Source organism: Streptomyces sp. NBC_01012 (genome assembly GCF_045162755.1).
Classification (GTDB): domain Bacteria; phylum Actinomycetota; class Actinomycetes; order Streptomycetales; family Streptomycetaceae; genus Streptomyces.
Genome location: NZ_CP108688.1, coordinates 2,759,620 through 2,781,062, shown reverse-complemented (window position 1 = coordinate 2,781,062; position 21,443 = coordinate 2,759,620). Strand labels below are relative to the sequence as shown.

The window sequence follows — 21,443 nt, the reverse complement described above, 5'->3', positions numbered from 1 at the left end:
CGTGGGCGGGTCAGCCGCGGGCCCGGTCGGCCATCGAGCGCAGCACATCGGCGGTGGGCACGGGGGCCTGGTGGACCCCGGTGAGCCGCTGGTCGATGAAGGCGGTGTGGGGCGCGGTGGCGGCGGTGAACTCGGCGGCCGCACCCTGGGGGCGGAAGCCGTGGCGTACCGCGAGCTCGCGCAGGCGCGGGTCGGTGGAGAGCAGCTCGCCGAGCTGCCGGCCCGGCTCGGTGAGCGGTACGACGGTGTGGTCGCTGGAGACCGTGGTGTCGGGATACAGGACGACGAGGTCGCCGGTCTCCTGCTTGTGCAGCAGCAGCGAGGCCACCTGCGACTCGTAGACGAGGACGAGCGGATTGCCGACCCCGCTGACGAAGTCGCGGAACGGCGCGTCGCTGCTGGTCATCTGGGTGCCCTGGACCTGGACGAGCTTGCGCATCAGGGGAGCGGTGCGGGTGACGGCCGCCGGGCCGTCGGCGACCCGGCCGCCGTCGGCGACGTAACTCGCCGCGGCGAGGAAGAGGGCGCCGGAGTTCGACGAGACGGGGTCGGTGCTGGTGACGAACACCGTTCCGCCGAGCTCGGCGTGCTGCTCGGAGCCCTTGAGCTGCTGCCAGGTCCTGTCGTCCTCCGCCGCCTCCAGATACGGCTTCATGAGCAGGCGCCCGCGCCCGGCCGGCTTCCCCCCTGACGTGGTCTCCAGAGTGGCGAGCCCGTTGTCCGCCAGGACCTGGGCGGCGGCCCGGTGGGCGACGATCACCAGCGGTGAGTAGAAGGGCCGCAGCGGGGAGCCGTTCGTCCGCGCGACGCTCTTCAGCTCGTCGGCCGGGGCCTTGGAGCCGGGAAAGGCGAAGTCGGCTCCTTCGAGGGCCTGTTGGTCCATGGCCCAGGAGCCGGACGTCTGTGTCTTCACGGTGAGGCCCTTGGCGGCGAAGGCCTTCACCACCTCGGGGTCGTCGAAGAACTCGGCCTTCTCCGACCCGATCACCCCACGCACGGTCTTCGTGGCCGTGTCACTGTCCCCGCTGTCGCGGCCCGCTACGACGGCTGTCACCACTCCGCCGATCAGCAGAACCGCGAGGACGATTCCTACGATGCGTCTCACGCAGGCAGCGTGCTCGCGGAAACCCACATTCCGCGCTTCGTCGGGTGGACGGCAGGTGAAGGGCTCATACCGGTACGCAACGGGAGGGGAACATGCACGAGCCGGGTGCGCTGGGCACCCGGCTCGTCGTGCGGCACCGGTCCACGCGTCTCCGGGACCCCGTGGGCTCGTCGTGCGGCACCGGTCCACGCGTCTTCGCGACCCGTGGACCGGTGCCGTCAGGGGGCGCCGACCAGGGCGGTCGGCGCGGACAGGGCGGCGGTGTGCGCGTCCATGGCCTCGGCCGCGAGGATCGCCACGGCGGTGTCGGCGCGGGACGCGGCCACCACGAGGACGCGGCCGGCGAGTGCGTGGGCGCGGCGGTGCAGATCCGCCACGGGGGCCTCGCTCCGTCCTGCGTGCCGGGCGGGCGGCGCGCCGCGCAGCCGGGCGACCTGGGCGGCGATGCGGTCGCCCATGACGGCGATGCCCAGCTCATCGGTGACGGCGAGCAGGGCCGCGAGATGCCCGGCGAGCTGGATGTCCAGCTCGTCCTCGCGGCTGCGGTGGGGGAAATCGGCGCTGTCGGCCGATGTGTGGACCGATTTGGTACGGATCGGCTCGTACATGGGATGGCCTCCTGCTATCGCGGTAGGCCCATCCTATCTTAGATTCAGTCTAAAGTTGTGTTGGATCCTGGAGGGGCCGGGAGGGGCCGGGAGATCCGGATCCCTCAGGGCTGGCTGTAGCCGTCCAGGAAGTTCCCGATCCGTGTCACCGCGTCGGTCAGGTCCTTGGCCGGCGGCAGCGTGACCACCCGGAAGTGATCAGGATCCGGCCAGTTGAAGCCCGTACCCTGCACCACCATGATCTTCTCGGCCCGCAGCAGGTCGAGGACCATCTGCCGGTCGTCCTTGATCTTGAAGACCTTGGGGTCGAGCTTCGGGAAGAGGTACAGCGCCCCCTTCGGCTTCACACAGGTCACCCCGGGGATCTGCGTCAGCAGGTCGTACGCCACGTCCCGCTGCTCCAGGATCCGCCCGCCGGGCAGCACCAGCTCGTTGATCGACTGCCGCCCGCCGAGCGCGGTGGCCACCGCGTGCTGCGCGGGCATGTTGGCGCACAGCCGCATGTTGGCCAGGATCGTCAGGCCCTCGATGTACGAGGAGGCGTGCGCCTTCGGGCCGCAGACCGCCATCCAGCCCGCGCGGTACCCCGCGATCCGGTAGTTCTTGGAGAGCCCGTTGAAGGTGAGCACCATCAGATCGGGGGCGATGGCGGCGGTGGGGGTGTGCGTCGCACCGTCGTAGAGGATGCGGTCGTAGATCTCGTCCGAGCAGACCACCAGGTTGTGGCGCCGGGCGATCTCCGTCAGCCCGCGCAGCATCTCGTCGTCGTAGACCGCGCCGGTCGGGTTGTTCGGGTTGATGATCACGATCGCCTTGGTGCGGTCGGTGATCTTACGCTCGATGTCCGCCAGGTCGGGCATCCAGTCGGCCTGCTCGTCGCACCGGTAGTGCACGGCCGTACCGCCGGACAACGAGACCGAGGCGGTCCACAGCGGGTAGTCGGGGGCGGGTACGAGCACCTCGTCACCGTCGTCGAGCAGCGCCTGCATCGACATCTGGATCAGCTCGGAGACGCCGTTGCCCAGGTAGATGTCCTCGACCCCGAGGTCGATCCCCTTGGTCTGGTAGTGCTGCATCACCGCGCGCCGCGCGGACAGCAGGCCCTTCGCGTCGCCGTAGCCGTGGGCGCCCGAGAGGTTGCGCAGGATGTCCTCGAGGATCTCCGGCGGGCACTCGAACCCGAACGCCGCGGGGTTGCCCGTGTTCAGCTTGAGGATGCGATGACCTGCGGCTTCGAGCCGCATAGCTTCCTCGAGCACGGGGCCGCGGATTTCGTAACAGACGCCGGAGAGCTTCGTGGACTGGATGACCTGCATGGCTGCGAGCTTACGACCGTGTTTCGAGTGGTGCGCCCAGGCCGGGCGCCGGTTGCTCCCTCCGGGGGTGCGCGCGGCCACGCCGGGTCTTCCATCGGCATGCCACCCCGGCCGCGGACCGTGGGAACGGCCGGTCGCGGCGGGGCCAGGGCTTGGAATGCGGGCGTGAGCGAGGAGGCCGGGTGAGATGCGTCACCGGGGGCGCCTGGGCGTCCGGCTCCCTGGGGCTCGGCCCGGAGGACCGGGGGACCACCCGGGGCCCGGCTCTCCGTGGCTCAGCCCGGCAGGACCGTGCCCTCCGGCATGCGTACGCCGAAGTCCTCGGCCAGCACCCGCAGCACCTCGGCGGAGTCGCTCAGCTCCCGCTCGTCGACCGAGCCGTCGTCGGCGGTGTACACCAGCGTCCGCCCGGACAGCGCCCGATGTACGCCCGGCAGGGTGCGCTGGGCGTACAGCGCCTGCCGGAACGGCGAGCGCGGGTTCGTCGCGATGTGCCAGTTGATGACGTCGTAGTCCGGAGCCTCGAAGGGCTCCAGGGTGAATTCGTACTGCGGCTCCCAGTAGCCGCCCTTGTCCGTCTGGAGCTCCCACATCTCCAGCGGCCCGTCGTGCGGGGCGTGCACGAGCCGGTGGCGGCGCGGGGTGTCGAGGAGCTCGGCGTCCACCACGAGCGGGATCGGCTCCACGAGCCCGCCGTTCGAGCCGAAGCCGACATCGGCCAGCCAGGGGGCGCGCTCACCCTCCACGTCCACCCGCATCAGCATGTGCGTACGGGGCCGGATGTCACCCGGGGCCGCGCCCACCACCACCCGCGCGGTCAGCAGCGTGACATGGAAGCCGAGCTGGGTCAGGGCGGCGGTGAGCAGGGTGTTGTGCTCGTAGCAGTACCCGCCGCGTTCACTGCGGACGAGCTTGCGCTCCAGGTCGGGCACCGCGAGGGACGGGGCGCTGCCGAGGAGGGGCTCCAGATTCTCGAACGGGATGCCCAGCAGATGAGCGCGGTGCACGGACCGCAGCACCTCCACGGTGGGGCGGCGCTCCCCGGACCAGCCGATGCGTGCGAAGTAGGCGTCGAGGTCGAGTGTCATGCTCCGACCCTAGGGGTGCGGCCGACCACATCGGTCGTGCACGGCCAGGTCGGTGGAGCATGCCTCGGCCGGGGCACGTCCTGGCCGGAGCGCGCGTGTCCGGGGGTGCGGAACAGTAGGCTGGGCCGAGCGGTGCTGACGAGCGTCATCGAAGGAGATGCACCATGACCGCCGAGATGGTGGCGCCCGCGTGGATGCATGTGCAGATCAGCGCGGAACAGTACGACTCCTGGTCCGAGGAGCAGTGCGCCGGCATCGAGATCGTGGACGGGATGGTCGTCGTGAGCCCGCGCGCGTCCAAGCGGCACAACCGCCTGGCCCGGATCCTGGCCAATGCCCTGGACGCCGCCGCCGGCTCCGACTGGAAGGCCGACACGGACTTCGATGTCCGTCTGCAGGACGTCCCCCTCACCAACCGCCGCCCCGACGTCGTCGTCTATCGTGCCGAAACCATCGACCTCACGCCCACTCGCCCCGAACACGTGCTCCTGGTCGTCGAGGTCGTGTCGCCCGGATCGGAGACCACTGACCGGATCGTGAAGGCGGACCAGTACGCCAAGGCCGGCATCCCCTTCTACTGGCGAGTGGAACAGCCCCCCACAGGTGTCCCGATCATCTACACCTACGTCCTGGACCCCGCCACCAAGGTCTACCGGGATGGCGAGATGTACACCGGCGTGATCAAGGTCGCCGCGCCCTTCTCCGCCACCGTGGACCTGGGAGCCATCTGACCGGACGGCCCGGTAGCCGCCCGCGCGGCCGGCTCAGGGGGTCGGCTGCGGCGGTTCGACGTGGGCCAGCCATGTGGTCAGCAGGGTCTCCAGCTGCGCGGCCTCGTCGGGGGACAGGGCGTCCAGGAGGCGGCGTTCGTTCTGCATGTGCGCGCCGAACGCCTGGTCGATCAGGTCGCGTCCCGCCGGGGTGAGCGCCACGACCCGCCCTCGGCCGTCGGCCGCCGAGCGGCGCCGGCTGACGAGCCCGTCCCGCTCCAGGCGGTCGATCCGCTTCGTCATCGCGCCCGTCGTGACCATGGTGTGAGCGGCGAGCTCGCCAGGGGCGCGTTCGTAGGGGGCACCCGCGCGCCGGAGCGCGGCGAGGACGTCGAACTCGCCCTCGCCCAGGCCGTGGCGGTGGTACACGGCGCACAACTGCTCGGTGAGCAGCGCGCCCAGCCGGTGCAGCCGGCCGATCACGGCCTGCGGGCGCACATCGAGATCCGGGCGCTCCCTGGCCCACTCGGCCTGGATGCGCGCCACGTGGTCGAGCGGTCGGTCCGGGGGACCGCTCGGCGGTTCTTCGGAGTGCTCCTGGTCCTGCATGACTTCCACTATAGCTTCCCGGGAAGGCATAATACCTTCCATGGAAGCCAATGTTCGCTGGGCGCTGGTCACGGCCATCGCACCCGTGGCCTGGGGCACGAACTACTTCGTCACGCATGAGTACCTGCCGGCCGGCGACCCGCTGTACGGCGCCGCGATCAGGGCGCTGCCCGCCGGGCTGCTCCTCCTCGCCGTACGCCGACGGCTGCCGCGCGGATCGTGGTGGTGGCGCAGCGCCGTGCTCGGGCTGCTCAACACGGGCGTCTTCTTCGCCCTCGTCTACATCGCCGCCCAGACGCTCCCCACCAGCCTGGCCTCGACCGTCATGGCGACCTCGCCGATGGTCATGATGATGATCGCCTGGGGACTGGTCGCGGAACGCCCGCATGTGCGGCATCTGGCCGGGGCGGCGATCGGCGCGGGGGGAGTGGCGCTCATGCTCCTCATGGGCGATGCGTCGGCCGCGCCGCTGGGGGTGGCCGCCTCGGTCGCGGCCATGCTCCTGTCGTCGCTCGGGTATGTCCTGGCCAAGCGGTGGGGCGGCGAGGTGGACGTACTCGCCTCGACCGCCTGGCAGTTGACCGCGGGAGGGCTGTTGCTGCTGCCGTTCGCGTGCCTCTTCGAGGGGGCGCCGCCCCGTCTGGACGGGCCCGCCCTGCTCGGCTTCGGTTACGTCTCCGTGGTGGCGACCGCCCTGGCCTTCGCCGCCTGGTTCGCGGGCCTGCGGCATCTGCCCGCCGCGACGGTGGGCCTGGTCGGCCTGCTCAACCCCGTGACCGGCGTTCTACTGGGCACGCTGATCGCGGGCGAGGTGCTCACGGTGCGGCAGTTCTGCGGGCTGGTTCTGGTGCTGGCCGGGGTCGTCCTCGGTAGGCCCGTGGTCCGGAAGGTCCGTAAGGGGCGTGCCGTAGGATCGGTGGGCTCGATGAGCTGATCCATCCGGCGGCTTGAATTCGCCCCTTGTGGGGTCACCCTTCATACGCAAACATGCGCATGTCAAAAACCGGAAGAACTCCGGTCACTGGCATATCTGGAGGGGACCCCCCACATGAACAAGCCTCTCGTCGGCGCACTTCTTTCTGTTCTGTTCCTCGGAGCAGGCATCGCACCCGCAACGGCGGCCACCGCGGCACCCGCGCCCGACACCACCGAAGTCCACACGAAGGCAGTCGATTTCGCCGGTACGGTCGCGCTCAGCAACTGTTCCGGCTCGGTCGTCCGGGCGCCGTCCTCGGGGGACGACGACCCTGCCCTCGTCATGTCCAACGGGCACTGCCTGGAATCCGGCTTCCCCGGCCCGGGTGAGGTCGTCCTCGACCAGGCGTCGAGCCGGACCTTCACGCTGCTGGACGGCGCGGGCACCGGCGTCGGCACGCTGCGTGCCGACAAGGTCGCGTACGGGACCATGACGGACACGGACGTCTCGCTGTACCAACTCACCAGCACCTACGCCGAGATCGAGAGCGACTACGGCATCGAGGCCCTGGAACTCGACGCCGCCCGCCCGACCGAGGGCACCGCCATCACCGTCGCCTCCGGCTACTGGAAGCGCACCTACAGCTGCGACATCGACGGCTTCGCCTACCAGCTCAAGGAAGGCTCCTGGACCTGGAAGGACTCCATCCGCTACACCCCGGCCTGCGAGACCATCGGCGGCACATCCGGCTCACCCGTGATCGACGACGCGACCGGGAAGGTGGTCGCCGTCAACAACACGGGTAACGAGGACGGCCAGGAGTGCACGGACAACAACCCGTGCGAGGTCGCCGAGGACGGCACCGTCACCGTCCGCGAGGGCACCAACTACGCCCAGCAGACGTACGGCATCGTGCCGTGCATCGGCGAAGGCAACAAGATCGACCTGAACCTGTCAGGCTGCGCACTCCCGAAGCCGTAAGGCAGCACAGGGGCGGCGGCCGGCGGTCTCAGACCGCTCCCCGGCCGCCGCCCCGCACCGCCCGGCCCGCCAGGGTGGAGGTGCGGGTGCCGTTCTCGATGACGAAGCGGCCGTCGATCAGGACGTGCGGGATGCCCACCGGCAGGGTGCGTGGTTCGTCGAAGGTCGAGCCGGCCGCCACCGTGGCCGGGTCGAAGAGGACCAGGTCCGCCCGGTAGCCCTCGCGGACCAGTCCGCGGTCCGGCAGGCGCAGACGGGCGGCCGGCCTGGAGGTCAGGTGGGCGACGCACTCCTCCAGCGAGAGGATGCCCAGCTCCCGTACGTAGCGGCCGAGGTACTGGGGGAACGTGCCGTAGGCGCGGGGGTGCGGCTTGTCGCCCTGGAGGATGCCGTCGCTGCCGCCGGTGTGCACCCGGTGGCGCATGATCTGCCGGACGTTCTCCTCGTGGCCGACGTGCTGGAGGATCGTCGTGCCCAACCGGTCGTCGAGGAGCACCCGCCGGGCCGTCACCCAGGGCTCCTCGCCGCGCAGCCGGGCTGACTCGGCGACCGTACGGCCGACGTGTTCGGCCAGGGCCGGGGAGCCGACGCCGGAGATCTCGATCGTGTCCCACTCGATCGGGACGCCGTGACAGCCGTCCGAGCCGATGACCTCCATATGGTGGCGGATCCGCTCGGCCGTGTCCTCGTCCGCCAGCCGGGCCGTGATCGACTCGGGCCCGCCCTCGCTCGCCCAGCTGGGCAGCATCGCCACGAGGGTCGTGCAGCCCGGGGTGTACGGATAGGTGTCGAGCGAGATGTCCGCGCCCGCCGCGAGGGCGTCGTCCAGGAGGGCGAGAAGCTCGGGGGCCTTGTCCTTGTTCACGCCGAAGTTCATGGTGGCGTGGGCGAGATGGAGCGCGCAGCCGGCGTCGCGGGTGAGCCGCACCATCTCCTCGTACGCGGCGAGGGCGCCCGCGCCGTACGAGCGGTGGTGGGGGCAGTAGTAGCCGTCGTGGGCGGCCACCACCCGGCACAGCTCGGTGAGTTCGGCGTCCTTCGCGTACATCCCGGGGGTGTACGTCAGTCCCGACGACATGCCGACCGCGCCCTCGGCCATGCCCTGGGCGACGAGCTCCTTCATCCGGTCCAGTTCGGCGGCGGTGGCGGGGCGGTCGTCCCAGCCGACGGCGAGCATCCGGACCGAGCCCTGCGGGATGAGGTAGGCGGCGTTGACGGCGATGCCCTGGCCGTCGAAGTTCCGGTCGAGGCGGTCCAGGTAGCCGCCGACGGTGCGCCAGTCGAAGTCGATGTCGCTGCCGTCGCCGTTCCATCCGGAGATGGCGCGACAGACCTCGGCGAGGGTGCGGTCGTCGGCGGGGGCGTACGACAGGCCGTCCTGGCCCAGGACTTCCAGGGTGACGCCCTGGGCGGCCTTCGCGCTGTGGTCCGGGTCGCGCAGCAGCGCGAGGTCGCTGTGCGCGTGCATGTCGATGAAGCCCGGCGCGAGTGCGAGGCCGTCGGCGTCCAGGGTGCGGGTGGCTGTGGGGCGGGGGCCGGTGCCCTCCTCGCGGATCTCGGTGATCCGGCCGTCCGTGACGCCGACGTCTGCGCGGTAGGAGGGGGCGCCGGTGCCGTCCACGACGGACGCGTTGCGCATGACCAGGTCCATGGTGTTGCTCGCCTTTCAGGAGTGTTCGTTCCCCGCCCCGCCCCTTCCCGGAACCGGGGGCTCTGCCCCCGGATCCCCGCGCCTCGAACGCCGGCGAGGCTGGTATTTCAGCCGGTCACGGGATCAGAAGAACGTGCGGACGTAGTCCGTGACCGTGCCGTCCGCCTCGACCAGCGGGATCAGCTGCCACTTGTCGAAGGAGGTGCAGGGGTGCGAGAGCCCCATGCCGACCCAGTCGCCGACCTCGAGATCCGCACCCGCCTCCGTCCGCACCCAGCCGTGCTGGTCGGAAAGACCGCTGACGGTGATGCCGGTGGCCGGGCGCACCGAGCCGTCGCGCGCGGAGCGCACGACCTGCGCCTCGGGGAGGTCCAGGTCGTAGGCGGCGTCGCGCTTGCCCGCGTTGACGAAGGCCTGCTCCGGGGTGGGCCGGGAGACGACCTGGGCCCAGAGGCGGAAGGCGGGCTGAAGGGCGCCCTCGTCGGGGATGCGGTTGAAGGGGGTGATGTGGCGGTAGTGGCCGTCGTCGTGGCTGACGTACGCGCCGGAGCGCAGCAGCTTCAGCGTGGGCCGGCTCAGCGCGGGTACCTGGGCGAAGACGTCGGCGACCGCGTCGAACCAGGCGCTGCCGCCCGCGCTGATCAGGATCTCCTCGCCGTCGGCGAGTGACGTGAAGCGGCCGGCCGCGTCGAAGTCCGCGGCCAGCGCGACGAGTCGGCGCAGCCATTCCCGTACGCGCTCGGGGGAGGCTTCCGGTACCTCGCCCTCGTAACCCGCGACGCCCACGAGGCGCAGGGTGGACGTGGCCGCCACCGCGTCGGCGACCGCCGCGCAGTCGGCCTCCGTACGGGCGCCGGTGCGGGCGCCGTAGCCCGCACCCAGCTCCACGACGACGTCCACGCGGCGCACGGCACCCGCCGCGCGCAGGGCCTCGTCCATCAGCTCGACACCGCGCACGGAGTCCACGTAACAGGCGAACGTGAAGCCGGGGTCGGCGTCCAGTTCGGCGGCCAGCCAGCGCAGCGCGACCGCGTCGACGAGCTCGTTGGCGAGGAAGATCCGCGGGATGCCGTAGGCGCGGTAGACCCTGGCCTGGTGGGGGACGGCGGCGGTGATGCCCCAGGCGCCGTACTCCAGCTGGCGGGCGAAGAGCTGCGGTGACATCGACGTCTTGCCGTGCGGCGCGAACGCCAGACCGTGCCGCTCCGCGTACGTCTCCAGCAGGGCGAGGTTGGCCTCGACGGACTCGGCGGACAGGGCCAGCACGGGGGTGGTGAAGCCACCGGTGAAGAGGTTGCGGCGCTCGGCCGCCAGCGCGCCCACGGTCAGTCCCTCCGCGTCGGGCGGCAGCGCCTTGAAGCGGTGGTCGACCCGCTCACCGGCGAGCGCCGCCACGGGCCGGGTCACGGACGGCGCCACGGATGGCGCGGCGGACTGTTCGGGGGACTGCTCGGCGGCCAAGGGGGCTCCTCGGGAAAGTCGCCGTTGCAACCTGTGCAACAGGCGTTGCGTATATCGCTCATGGCTGTCTAACATCCGAGCCGATGCCGGGTCAATGGTGAGCCCGGTGCCCCCGCAGCCGACCGCGCCGACCACGAGGAGCCCAGAGTGCCCGGATCCGCAGCCAGGACAGCCACCATGGACGTCGTCTGCCTCGGCGAGTCCATGGTGACGTTCCTGCCCTCGCAGCCGGGCAGCCTCGCCGACGTCCCCTCCTTCAGCCGCGGCATCGGAGGCGCCGAGTCCAACGTCGCCTGCGCGCTCGCCGCGGCCGGCCACCGGACGAAATGGGTCGGCAGGGTCGGCGCCGACGGCTTCGGCGACCACCTCGTCCAGGCGATCACCGGCTACGGCGTCGACACCTCGGCCGTCCGCCGCGACCCGGGCCGCCCCACCGGCATCTACTTCCGCACGGCGACGGACCGTGCCACCGACACCCACGAGGTGGCGTACTACCGGGCCGGTTCCGCGGCCTCCGCGATGTCCCCGGACAACATCCCGTACGAGGACCTCATCGCCACCCGCGTCCTGCACCTGTCCGGCATCACCGCCGCGCTCTCCGCCGACTGCCTGGCACTCCTCGACGACCTCACCGCCCCCCGCGAAGGCCGCCCCCTGATCTCCTTCGACGTCAACCACCGCCCCGGTCTCTGGCGCGAGGGCGAGCCGGGCCCCGAGGTCCTGCTCGGCCTCGCCCGCCGTTGCGACCTCGTCTTCGTCGGCGAGGACGAGGCCGAGGAGGCCTGGGGCGTCCACGGCGCCGAAGCGATCCGCGCGGCCCTGCCCGAGCCCGACGTCCTCGTCGTCAAGCGGGGTCCGGAGGGCGTCGTCGTCCACTCCCGCGGCGCCGACGGCCAGGACACCGTCACCGCCGTCCCCTCCCTGCGCGTCGACGTCGTCGCCGCGGTCGGAGCGGGCGACGCCTTCGCCGCCGGGTTCCTCTCCGCCACCCTCCGCGGCCTGTCCGTACGCGACCGGGCCCGGCACGGCCACCTCATGGCCGCCGCCGTCCTCACCGTCCCCGGCGACCTCACGGGCCCCCCGGCCCGCGCGTACGCCGACCGGCTCGCCGCCCTGGACGACGAGGCCTGGGGCACACTTCGTCTCGGCCCCGGCTGGACAGTCGTCCCCGGGGCGAACGAGGAGGTACGAGTCCCATGAGCCAGACCGTCGACCGTGCGCTGAGCATCCTGCCGCTGCTCGCCCAGGGCCCCGCCGACCTCGGCCAGGTCGCGGACCGGCTGGGCGTCCACAAGTCCACGGCGCTGCGCCTGCTCCGTACGCTGCACGAGCACGGGCTCGTCTACCGCCAGGAGGACCAGCGCTACCGCCTCGGCGCCCGGCTCTTCGCGCTCGCCCAGGAGGCCGTCGAGAACCTCGACGTACGGGAGATCGCCCACAGCCACCTCGTCGCGCTCAACGAACAGTGCGGGCACACCGTCCACCTCGCGGTGTACGAGGAGAACGAGGTCCTCTACATCGACAAGGTCGAGAGCCGCTACCCCGTGCGGATGTACTCACGGATCGGCAAACCCGTCGCGATCACCGTCGCCGCCGTCGCGAAGCTGCTCCTCGCCGACCTCGCCGAGCCCGAACGGCGCGCGATCGCCGAACGCCTCGACTACCCCATGTACACGTCCCGTTCGCTCCCGAACGCCGGCGCCTTCCTCAAGGAACTCGCCGTCGTACGCGAACAGGGCTGGGCCACCGATCTCGGAGGCCACGAGGAGTCCATCAACTGCGTCGGCGCCCCCATCAGGGGCGCGGACGGGCGGGTCGTCGCCGCCATGTCGGTGTCCGCACCGAACGTGGTCGTCACGGCCGAGGAACTCCTCACCCTGCTTCCCCTGGTGCGCCGCACCGCGGACGCCATCAGCCGGGAGTACTCCGGCACAGCCCCCACCAAGAAAGCCTGAAACCGCCATGACCGAGAAGACCGCCCTCACCCCCAGCACCCACACCACCCCGCCCGCCAAGTTCTCGCACGGCGTGCGGAAGGGAAACATCCTCCAGGTCGCCGGCCAGGTCGGCTTCCTGCCCGCCGTGGAGGGCCAGGCCCCCACCCCGGCAGGACCGACGCTCCGTGAGCAGACCCTCCAGACCTTCGCCAACGTCAAGGCGATCCTGGAGGAGGGCGGCGCGAGCTGGGACGACGTGATGATGATGCGCGTCTACCTCACGGACGTCGACCACTTCGCCGAGATGAACGCGATCTACAACGAGTACTTCGAGGAGCAGGGCCTGAAGGCCCCCGCGGCCGCACGTACGACGGTGTACGTCGGCCTGCCCAAGGGCCTGCTCATCGAGATCGACGCCCTCGCGGTCATCGGCTGACCACCCTCTGAACCACTGACCGCCACGGCACGGCGCCGCCCTCCCCGCACGGGGGCGCCGTGCCGCGCTCCCCCCTGCCCGAAGGGCCCCGTCACCAACGGAGTTGACCGCTCATGCTGCTCGCCGCCGCCCCCGCACCCGACGCGCCACCCCACACCGGTGGACTGCTCCTCCTGATCGGTGGAACCCCCGGTCTGCTGACCGTCGCCGCCCTCGGGATCGTGCTCCTGCTGTTCCTGATCATCAAAGCCAGGCTCCAGCCGTTCGTCGCCCTCCTCGCCGTATCCATAGCCGTCGGCCTGGGTGCCGGTCTCTCCGTCACCGAACTCTTCGGCACCGTCCAGAACTCGGCCGCCGTCTCGGTCATCGAATCCGGCATGGGCGGCATCCTCGGGCACGTCGCGATCATCATCGGCCTCGGCACGATGCTGGGCGCGATCCTGGAGGTCTCCGGCGGCGCCGAAGTCCTGAGCGCCCGCCTGCTGAACCTCTTCGGCGAGAAGCGCGCCCCGCTCGCCATGGGCCTCACCGGCCTCATCTTCGGCATCCCGGTCTTCTTCGACGTCGGCATCTTCGTCCTCGCACCGATCGTCTACGCCGCGGCCAAACGGTCCGGCAAGTCGATCATTCTCTACGCGATGCCGCTGCTGGCCGGGCTCTCCATGACCCACGCGTTCCTCCCGCCGCACCCCGGGCCGGTCGCCGCGGCGGGCCTCTTCCACGTCTCGCTCGGCTGGGTCATCCTGATGGGCGCCCTCGTCGGCATCCCGTCCGTACTCGCCGCCTGGGCGTACGCCGCCTGGATCGGCAAGCGCATCTTCGTCGACGTACCGCAGGACATGGTCGAAGCGGCCCAGGAGGCCAAGGCCGCGGTCGTCGCCGAACAGCATGCCGCGGGTGTCACCCCCCAGGAGCGGCCCGTCCCGCTCGGCACGGTCCTCGCGATCATCGGGACCCCGCTGATCCTCATCCTGGCCGCGACGTTCTCCTCCATCGCGCTGGACCCCTCGACGGGCCGCTCGGTCATCGAGTTCTTCGGCAACCCCTTCGTCGCCCTGACGATCGCCCTGCTCCTCGCCTACTACCTGCTGGGCATCAGGCGCGGCTGGTCCCGTAAGTCCCTCGAAGCCGTCTCCACGTCCTCGCTGAAGCCCGTCGGCAACATCCTGCTGGTCGTCGGCGCCGGCGGAATCTTCGGAGCGGTGCTGAAGGGCAGCGGCATCGCCGGCGCGCTCGCCGACACCTTCAACGACGTCGGCCTCCCGGTCATCCTGCTCGCCTGGCTGATCTCCGTCGTCCTGCGGGTCGCCCAGGGCTCGGCGACGGTCGCGATCGTCACCACCGCCGGCATCGTCGTTCCGCTCGTCGAGGGACAGGGCATGTCGCAGGCCCACCTCGCGCTGATCATCATGGCGATCTCGGCGGGCTCCATCTTCGCCTCGCACGTCAACGACGGCGGGTTCTGGATGGTCTCGAAGTACTTCGGCATCTCCGAGCGCGACACCCTCAAGACCTGGACGGTCCTGGAAACGGTCCTCTCGGTCGCCGGCTTCGTGGTCGCGGCGGCGCTGAGCCTGGTGATCTGACGCCCGCAGGTCCGGGCCGTGCCGTTTCCCCGCGGCACGGCCCGGAACGCCCCGTCCTCAGACCCACTTGACGCACAGCACCGTGCTGTTGTCGTCCACCTCCAGGGTCCAGTAGCGCTCCTGGTCGCTCCGGCTCTGCGAGCAGAATCCGGCAGGGTAGCTGGACTGGGCGCGCCAGCGGCCCGTGATCTGGAGGATGACGTCGTAGCCGCTGGGGACGGTGCCCGCGCCGCAACTCCACACCGTCATCAACTGGGCGTCCGTCAGCCGGTCGCCCTCGTGTTTGGAGACGAGGCACTGGCCCACGCGGAACTGACGTGTCACACAGAGCGTGGCGCTGAACTCCGAATCGGAACCCACGTGGGTCCAGGACGACTTTCCGGCGCCGGACGGACACTCGGAAGGACTGATGTCGTCGTCCGTCGAGGTCACCCTGAGGTAGGCGTCGGCGGCGTCGCAGCGCACGGTCTCGGGGGTGTCGGTCGACCAGTCGCCGTACCCGTCGTCGTAGGCGTTGAGACAGTCACCCGAGGCCACGTCGCCGAACGCCTCGTCGTCCTCGTCGGGAGTCGGCTCGGTCTCCGGTTCGGACGGCTCGGAGCCGGAGCCGGAGTCGGAGTCGGTGTCGGTGTCCGCGTCGGTGTCCTCGTCGTCCCCGTACTCGTCCTCGTCCCCGTACTCGTCCTCATCCGTGCCGGAGCCACTGTCCGTGTCGGCGCTCGCGCTGACGCTCGTGCTCGCTCCGCTGTGATCGCCCGTCCCGGTGCCGGACTTGTAGGCCTGCCAGCCGACGACCAGCGCGACGAAGACCAGCACGATCAGCCAGCCGACGGCGCCCGGCACCTTGCTGTCCACGGTGGTCGGCGCCCCGCTGTCCGAGGCGGACGCGTGTCCGGGCGTCGTCCTGGCGGCTCCGGGCGTCCTGGCCGCTCCGGTGCGGGATGCCGGGCCCGGCGTACGAGCCGCCCCGTCGGCCGGCGCCGACGCGGGTGACCCTCTGGCCACACGCCGCGCCAGGGCCTGTGCGGCCCTGGCGCGCGCGGCCTCCCTCTCGGCACGCTCCCGCTGGTCCCTCTCCACCTTCCTGCGCGCCACCTCGCTCCGATGCTCCGCCTCGCGCAGCCGCTCCCGGTCCTTCGTGTACACCCGGGTCGGATCCGGCGGCGGTACCACGCTCGTGACCTGGTCGACGGTGCCCCCCTCGGGATCGACGCCCCCGCCACCGGCGCCCCGCACCAGCTCACGCCCGTGACGCTCGTACGTCTCGATCAGATCCGTCCAGCGCTGCGGGAGCCACGGGCGACCGTCCTGCGACTCCGGGAGCCCGGCCAGTGATTCCTGGAACCGGGTGAGCATCTCGGCCGGCGCCGGCCGCTGCGTGGGGTCGACCGCCAGACAGGGGCGGATCAGCGTCGTCAACTCCTCGGGCAGCCCGTCGAGATCGAGCCGGCCCCGCTGCACCTGGGCCAGCAGGCCGAGCGTGTCGCTGTCGGCACGGTACGGAGGCCGACCGAGCGCCAGATGGAACAGGGTCGCGCCGAGCGAGTACACGTCCGACGCCTCGGTCGACGGCTCACCCCGCGCCTGCTCGGGTGAGGTGAAGGCGATCGTGCCCAGGGTGAGACTCGTACGGGTGATATCGCTGGCGTGCGAGATGCCGAAATCGATCACGCGGGGGCCGGGGAGCGGCAGCAGGACGTTCTGCGGCTTGAGATCCCGGTGGATGATGCCCTCGCCGTGCAGCGTGACCAGCGCCTCCGCCACGCCCGCCGCCAGCCACCGTACGGTGAAGGCGGGTAACACCCCTGCGGCACGCACCAGTTCGGCCAGGGAGGGGGCGGCTATGTAGTCGATCGCCATCCACGGCCGCTCCGCCCGAGGGTCCGCCTCCCGCACCCGCGCCGTGAACGCGCTGTCGATCCGCTGCGCCAGCCGCACCTCACGGGCGAAGCGCCGCCGGTCGACGTCGCTGACGACGCCCTCGGCGAGCAGGGTCTTCACAGCTGCCGGCTGCCCTTCACCGTCCCGGGCGAGGTAGATCCTCCCCATGCCACCCGACGCCAGTCTCCCGAGCAGCTCGTAGCTGCCGAGCGTCGCCGGATCGCCGTGCTCCAGCGGGTCGACGCGTGGGCCTGTCATGCCACTTCCCCCGTTCAGCGGCCTTCTGTCCAGCGGGTCAAGCGTCCCACGGGGAACCGGGCGGTGCACCACCCTCTCCTGTCACGGAACATCCACAGACGTACGCGAGTGGAGGGGGCATGACGGCCCTGTGCCCGCGCCCCCTTGTGCGATCCTTCGCCATGCGCTTCCTTGACCGGCATGGCGGAGACAAGTGAGACCACAGGTGCGGGGGAGCTGAGCTCCCGGCCGCGTAAGTCCAGTTGGCGCTACATCGGGCCCGGCATCGTCGTCGCGGCCACCGGCGTCGGAGCGGGAGATCTGGTCGCGACGCTCATCGCGGGCAGCAAATTCGGCTACACCCTCATGTGGGCGGCCGTGATCGGCTGCCTCGTCAAGATCTCCCTCGCGGAGGCGGTGGGCCGCTGGCATCTGGCGACGGGCCGCACGCTCTTCGACGGCTGGCGCACCCTCGGCGGGTGGACCACCGGCTACTTCGCGGTGTACGTCGTCGTCTGGGGCTTCGTGTACGGCGCGACGGCCATGTCGTCGAGCGCCCTGCCCGTCGTGGCGCTCTTCCCCGACGGTCCCGGCCTGAAGACCTGGGCGATCATCACCGGGCTGATCGGTCTGGTCTTCGTCTGGTTCAACCAGTACGCCGTCTTCGAGAAGGTCATGACGGTCCTGATCGGCGTGATGTTCGTCGTCGTGGTCTACGTCGCGATCCGGGTGGCGCCGGACATCGGCGCGTCCTTCGCCGGGCTGCTCCCCGTCCTGCCCGACGGATCGCTGATCTACACACTCGGACTGATCGGCGGGGTCGGCGGCACCATCACCATGGCGGCGTACGGGTACTGGGTGAACGCCAAGGGGTGGTCCAACACCGCCTGGATGAAGGTGATGCGGATCGACAACCGGGCCGCCTACATCACGACCGGCATCTTCGTCGTGGCGATGCTCGTCGTCGGGGCGGAGCTGCTGCACTCCTCGCAGATCGCCCTGACGAGCGGTGACCGGGGGCTGGTCGATCTCGGCAAGGTCCTGGAGGACCGCTTCGGTACGGGTACGGCGAAGCTGTTCCTGATCGGCTTCTTCGCGACGTCGTTCTCGTCGCTCATCGGTGTGTGGCACGGCGTGAGCCTGATGTTCGCCGACTTCGTGGAGCGGTTCAGGGGCGGCCGGGGCGGCGCCGACGTGGAGAGGGCGGGCAGCGAGACGGTCGGCCGGCAGGAGCGGTCCGTGCCCTTCCGCGCGTATCTGCTCTGGCTGACGTTCCCGCCGATGACGCTGCTGTGGCTGGACGAGCCCTTCGGGCTTGTCATCGGCTACGGGGTGCTGGGCGCGTTCTTCATGCCGTTCCTGGCGCTGACCCTGATCTGGCTGCTCAACTCCTCCCGTACGCCCAGGGAGTGGCGTAACGGCTGGCTCAGCAACGGGATGCTGGGCGCGGCGGGTCTGCTGTTCGTCGTGCTGTGCGTCCAGCAGGTGCGCGAACTGCCCTGGTGACATGACACGGGACGAACACAGCAGCGCCGCCGGGGGAGCGGCGGCGCTGCTGGTTCGTCGGCCCGAGGCGTGACCGGGTCACGGGGTGTGACCGGGTCGTGGGGGGTGTGCCCGGGTCACGGGGTGTCGATGACGGGTACGGCTACGGCTACGGCTACGGGAGTCCGTGGACGTGTGCGCCGACCGAGTCGGACCAGGCGTTGCCCGCGGCGGCGTCCCAGTTCGTCGACCAGGCCATCGCGCCGCGCAGCCCCGGGTAGGTGGTGTCGGGCTTGAACGAACCGCAGTTCGTGCCCTCGGTCAGGCAGTCCAGGGCCGCGTTCACGACAGCCGGCTCGACATAGCCGCTGCCGGCGCCGCTGGACGAGGCGGGGACACCGATGCCGACCTGGGACGGGTCGAGACCGCCCTCCAGCTGGATGCAGGCGAGCGCGGTGAGGAAGTCCACCGAGCCCTGCGAGTAGACGTTGCCGTCGCATCCCAGCATCGAACCGCTGTTGTAGTACTGCATGTTGACGACGGTCAGGATGTCCTTGATGTCGAGCGCCGTCTTGAAGTACTCGGCGGACGTCGACTGCATGTCGATGGTCTGCGGCGCCATGGTGATCACGAGGTCGGAGCCGACCTCCGACGACAGGGAGCGCAGCGCCTTCGTCATGTACGTGGAGTCGAGGCCGTTCTCCAGGTCGATGTCGACGCCGTTGAAGCCGTACTCCTGGATGAGGTCGGACAGAGAGTCGGCGAAGGCGGTCGCGGAGGCGTCGCTGTTGACGGCGACGGCCCCCTTCTCGCCGCCGACGGAGATGATGACGTTCTTGCCGTCGGCCTGCTTGGCCTTGATGTCGTCCTTGAACTGGTCGACGGTGTAGCCGCCGAGGCCCGCCGAGTCCAGGTTGAAGGTGACACCGCCGGGCGTGTCCGTGGCGTCCGCGAAGGCCACGGCGATGATGTCGTAGTTCTCGGGGACGTCGCCGAGCTTCTGGACGGTGGCACCGTTGTCGAAGTTCTGCCAGTAGCCCGTGACCGCGTGGGCGGGGACCGACGCGACACCCGCGCCCGCCGCCTCGCCGGCCTTCGCGGCCGTGTCGGTGTCGCCCGCCTGCGCGGTGGTGACGAGCCCGGTGACGCCGAGCGCCCCGGCCGCGACCGCGGCCACGATCCCGCCGACGAGAGGCCTGATCCGACGCCTTCTGTGCGTGCTGCTGCCTACGGAGTTTTCCACTTGCTGCCTCCGGTGGGGGGAGTTGGGGGATGCTTGCGGAAACGGTGGCCACCCGTTGGCCTGATAAACTGGTCCAGACCAATCAAGATGTCAAGACCTCTGGCGGTACGGATGTGCCGAGCGCGGTGCGCGCCGGCGTCGGGGGACCTCGCGGGACGGGCGCGTGCACACCTTCGGGTGACTCGGCCCGCGTGCCCGGAACGTGACGGAGCGGATATCGGGGGCGGTCCGGGAAAGCGGGCGGAATCGCCGACATCCGTTCTGACGTGGGCGGATTAATTCCGACGGTTTTCAAACCCGGACGGCCGGGGTAACTCTGTGCAGTGGTACAGGAGTTAACCGGTCTGCTTTTCGTCCGATTTCGTACGGAGGCGGAGCGAACGCGCGTGCAGTACGTCTTCGTACTGGGATCCGATATCTGTTCTCTGCCTGGTGTGACGTGGTTAAAGTGCTGGGCAGAAGCACGGGGGCAGAGTGATTGCGGCCGGAGTCGTCCCCGACCACGGCCGGAAGCGAACGGGGAAGTGCGTGCCGACCGCAATAGCAGTGACCAGCGCCGATCTCGTGCTACCGCCGACCGATCAGCAGACGCCCACCGCCGCCCTGCTCCAGGCGCCGGGAGAGCAGCCCCTCGATCTCGCGATCGGCGACATGAACCTGCTCCTGGAGCAGCACGGTCATGTGATCGCGGTCTACCCGTCGGGCATCAGCCCCGCCCATGAGCGCCGGCTGCACGCCATCCGCTCGGTCCTGGAGAGCGACCGCATCGCGTTGCTCAGGACCGACCTGCCGCCGCTGGGCGTGGCCGTACTCGTACGCCAGCTGCGCCAGCTCTCCATCTGCGACTTCAGCCCGGGAGTCGTCGCATCGGCGGCCCGGCTGCTCTCCCACTACATCCACGCCGGAGCCCTGCTCAACTCGGTGGCCAGGCTCGACCGGGTCCCCGTCAGCCTCAAGAGCCACGCCAAGTCCTGGGTGCCGGGCTCACAGTTCGCCGTGCTCGCGGGACCCAGCCCGCAGCTGGTCAAGATCGGGCCGACGGTCGAGCCGCCGTCCGGGCCCGCCTTCAGCAGTCATCTCCTGGTGGCCAAGGGGCAGTTGACATCCGAATGGGTGCAGCAGACCCTCGCCCCCGCCTGGGGGGTCCAAGCCGTTACGGAGTGCCCCCTGCCTTCCGGCTCGGCGCGTTGGTGGGGAACGGGGAAGCTGGTGGAATTTGCCTCCTTCCTCCCGGACATCTCCGTGATCTACCAGCTCGTTTCCTCCGTACGCAGGGAAAACTGCCACTGGTGCGGAATGGAGCTCATCGGCGACCGCTGCGGGTTCTGTTCCTCCCCGCTGGCGCCGTCGGAGAACCGAATGCTCTCCCCCGCTGTCCTGAGCCCCGGAGCGCCCGCGCCGCCGACCGCGTAGCTCCTCTCAGACACCGCGCATCCGTCTCTGTCCGCTGCTCCACGTATCCGATTCGAACGAGGTTGTCCGGCCCATGAACTCCCGCCAGCGCCGCGGCGTGATACTCCTGCTCCTCTCGGTCCTGTGCGCCTTCGCCGCATTCGCCGGGGTGCTCTCGGTCATCAGCGACGTCAACTCGAAGGTCGGCCCCGAGGTCGACGCCTACCGGCTGAAGACCGATGTGGCCCCGTACACGGCCCTGTCCGCCGGGCAGTTCGAGAAGGTCTCGATGCCCAAACGCTGGCTGTCCGGCAACGCTGTCACGAAGATCGACGAGATCGACGGCAAGATCGCCGTCACCGAGCTGCAGAAGGGCTCGCTGATGCAGAGCGACATGATGGTGCGGAGCCCCGAACTGCGGCCGGGTGAGCAGGAGATCGCCATCATGATCGACGCGGCGACGGGTGTGGCCGGCAAGATCCGGCCCAACGACAAGGTGAACATCTACGCCACGTTCACGGGCGAGCGGGAGGGCGAGGCCTCCCAGTCAAAGATCATCGTCTCCAACGCCAAGGTCCTCGACGTCGGCGAACTGACCGCCCTCGAACCGAGGAAGGAGGACCGGAACCAGGCGACCCAGGCGGTGCCGATCACCTTCGCCCTCAACACCCTCGACACCCAGCGCGTGGCCTACGCCGAGTCGTTCGCCCAGCACGTACGTCTCGCCCTGATCGCCCCGGGCAGCGACGGCACCATCCGCCCGGGCGACCGGACCTACACGCTCGACAACGACAAGTGAGG

General features: G+C 70.4%; 19 protein-coding genes. 10 read left to right on the top strand and 9 right to left on the bottom strand.

From position 1 onward, the window contains the following. Nucleotides 1-10 precede the first annotated feature (10 nt). From OG623_RS12205 to OG623_RS12190, 4 genes are all read right to left on the bottom strand, one after another. Nucleotides 11-1,132 (bottom strand): hypothetical protein, encoded by a 1,122-nt coding sequence (locus tag OG623_RS12205; protein WP_406146288.1) that lies wholly within the window; start codon nucleotides 1,130-1,132, stop codon nucleotides 11-13. A 191-nt stretch (nucleotides 1,133-1,323) separates the two neighbouring features. Further along, the gene (locus OG623_RS12200) at nucleotides 1,324-1,713 is read right to left on the bottom strand and encodes a hypothetical protein (protein ID WP_406146287.1); all 390 of its coding nucleotides are present in this window, start codon (nucleotides 1,711-1,713) and stop codon (nucleotides 1,324-1,326) included. A 104-nt stretch (nucleotides 1,714-1,817) separates the two neighbouring features. Continuing rightward, nucleotides 1,818-3,029 (bottom strand): pyridoxal phosphate-dependent aminotransferase, encoded by a 1,212-nt coding sequence (locus OG623_RS12195; RefSeq protein WP_406146286.1) that lies wholly within the window; start codon nucleotides 3,027-3,029, stop codon nucleotides 1,818-1,820. Nucleotides 3,030-3,304: 275 nt separating this feature from the next. Continuing rightward, nucleotides 3,305-4,117 carry an arylamine N-acetyltransferase gene (locus OG623_RS12190; protein WP_406146285.1) on the bottom strand — a complete coding sequence of 271 codons (813 nt, stop codon included), beginning with the start codon at nucleotides 4,115-4,117 and terminating at the stop codon, nucleotides 3,305-3,307. A 164-nt stretch (nucleotides 4,118-4,281) separates the two neighbouring features. Here OG623_RS12190 and OG623_RS12185 point away from each other — a divergent pair, with 164 nt between their 5' ends. After that, nucleotides 4,282-4,848 (top strand): Uma2 family endonuclease, encoded by a 567-nt coding sequence (locus OG623_RS12185; protein WP_406146284.1) that lies wholly within the window; start codon nucleotides 4,282-4,284, stop codon nucleotides 4,846-4,848. Nucleotides 4,849-4,881: 33 nt separating this feature from the next. Here the strand turns inward: OG623_RS12185 and OG623_RS12180 are convergent, their stop codons facing one another. Then, on the bottom strand, nucleotides 4,882-5,436 hold the full coding sequence (locus OG623_RS12180) for a MarR family winged helix-turn-helix transcriptional regulator (protein ID WP_406146283.1): 555 nt from the start codon (nucleotides 5,434-5,436) through the stop codon (nucleotides 4,882-4,884). Between the two features lie 40 nt (nucleotides 5,437-5,476). On the opposite strand from OG623_RS12180, the gene OG623_RS12175 reads away from it, so the two are divergent. After that, entirely contained in the window at nucleotides 5,477-6,370 is an 894-nt protein-coding gene (locus tag OG623_RS12175; protein ID WP_406146281.1) for an EamA family transporter, read from the top strand. 114 nt (nucleotides 6,371-6,484) lie between these two features. Beyond that, nucleotides 6,485-7,333 carry a trypsin-like peptidase domain-containing protein gene (locus OG623_RS12170; RefSeq protein WP_406146280.1) on the top strand — a complete coding sequence of 283 codons (849 nt, stop codon included), beginning with the start codon at nucleotides 6,485-6,487 and terminating at the stop codon, nucleotides 7,331-7,333. A 28-nt stretch (nucleotides 7,334-7,361) separates the two neighbouring features. Here the strand turns inward: OG623_RS12170 and OG623_RS12165 are convergent, their stop codons facing one another. Continuing rightward, nucleotides 7,362-8,984 carry an amidohydrolase family protein gene (locus OG623_RS12165; RefSeq protein WP_406146279.1) on the bottom strand — a complete coding sequence of 541 codons (1,623 nt, stop codon included), beginning with the start codon at nucleotides 8,982-8,984 and terminating at the stop codon, nucleotides 7,362-7,364. 123 nt (nucleotides 8,985-9,107) lie between these two features. Continuing rightward, nucleotides 9,108-10,403, bottom strand: a complete 1,296-nt coding sequence (locus OG623_RS12160) for an alanine racemase (protein ID WP_406151793.1) — start codon at nucleotides 10,401-10,403, stop codon at nucleotides 9,108-9,110. 189 nt (nucleotides 10,404-10,592) lie between these two features. Here OG623_RS12160 and OG623_RS12155 point away from each other — a divergent pair, with 189 nt between their 5' ends. The 4 genes from OG623_RS12155 to OG623_RS12140 all read left to right on the top strand — a co-directional run bounded on the left by OG623_RS12155 (nucleotide 10,593) and on the right by OG623_RS12140 (nucleotide 14,404). Beyond that, on the top strand, nucleotides 10,593-11,645 hold the full coding sequence (locus OG623_RS12155) for a sugar kinase (RefSeq protein ID WP_406146278.1): 1,053 nt from the start codon (nucleotides 10,593-10,595) through the stop codon (nucleotides 11,643-11,645). Next, a complete protein-coding gene (locus OG623_RS12150; protein WP_406146277.1) occupies nucleotides 11,642-12,400 on the top strand; it encodes an IclR family transcriptional regulator in 759 nt (252 codons plus the stop codon). The genes OG623_RS12155 and OG623_RS12150 overlap by 4 nt, the downstream gene beginning before the upstream one ends. Before the next feature lie 7 nt (nucleotides 12,401-12,407). Next, complete coding sequence (locus OG623_RS12145; protein ID WP_406146276.1) at nucleotides 12,408-12,818, top strand: RidA family protein; 411 nt, start codon at nucleotides 12,408-12,410, stop codon at nucleotides 12,816-12,818. A gap of 113 nt (nucleotides 12,819-12,931) precedes the next feature. Beyond that, a complete protein-coding gene (locus OG623_RS12140) occupies nucleotides 12,932-14,404 on the top strand; it encodes a GntP family permease (RefSeq protein WP_406146275.1) in 1,473 nt (490 codons plus the stop codon). A gap of 57 nt (nucleotides 14,405-14,461) precedes the next feature. Here the strand turns inward: OG623_RS12140 and OG623_RS12135 are convergent, their stop codons facing one another. Then, nucleotides 14,462-16,543, bottom strand: coding sequence for a serine/threonine-protein kinase (locus tag OG623_RS12135; RefSeq protein ID WP_406146274.1), 2,082 nt, complete (start codon nucleotides 16,541-16,543; stop codon nucleotides 14,462-14,464). Between the two features lie 180 nt (nucleotides 16,544-16,723). On the opposite strand from OG623_RS12135, the gene OG623_RS12130 reads away from it, so the two are divergent. Further along, nucleotides 16,724-18,028 (top strand): Nramp family divalent metal transporter, encoded by a 1,305-nt coding sequence (locus OG623_RS12130; RefSeq protein ID WP_406146273.1) that lies wholly within the window; start codon nucleotides 16,724-16,726, stop codon nucleotides 18,026-18,028. A gap of 154 nt (nucleotides 18,029-18,182) precedes the next feature. Here the strand turns inward: OG623_RS12130 and OG623_RS12125 are convergent, their stop codons facing one another. Further along, nucleotides 18,183-19,208, bottom strand: coding sequence for a chitinase (locus OG623_RS12125; RefSeq protein ID WP_406151791.1), 1,026 nt, complete (start codon nucleotides 19,206-19,208; stop codon nucleotides 18,183-18,185). 570 nt (nucleotides 19,209-19,778) lie between these two features. On the opposite strand from OG623_RS12125, the gene OG623_RS12120 reads away from it, so the two are divergent. After that, the gene (locus tag OG623_RS12120) at nucleotides 19,779-20,663 is read left to right on the top strand and encodes a hypothetical protein (RefSeq protein ID WP_406146272.1); all 885 of its coding nucleotides are present in this window, start codon (nucleotides 19,779-19,781) and stop codon (nucleotides 20,661-20,663) included. Between the two features lie 73 nt (nucleotides 20,664-20,736). After that, nucleotides 20,737-21,441 (top strand): Flp pilus assembly protein CpaB, encoded by a 705-nt coding sequence (cpaB, locus tag OG623_RS12115; protein ID WP_406146271.1) that lies wholly within the window; start codon nucleotides 20,737-20,739, stop codon nucleotides 21,439-21,441. Nucleotides 21,442-21,443 lie beyond the last annotated feature (2 nt).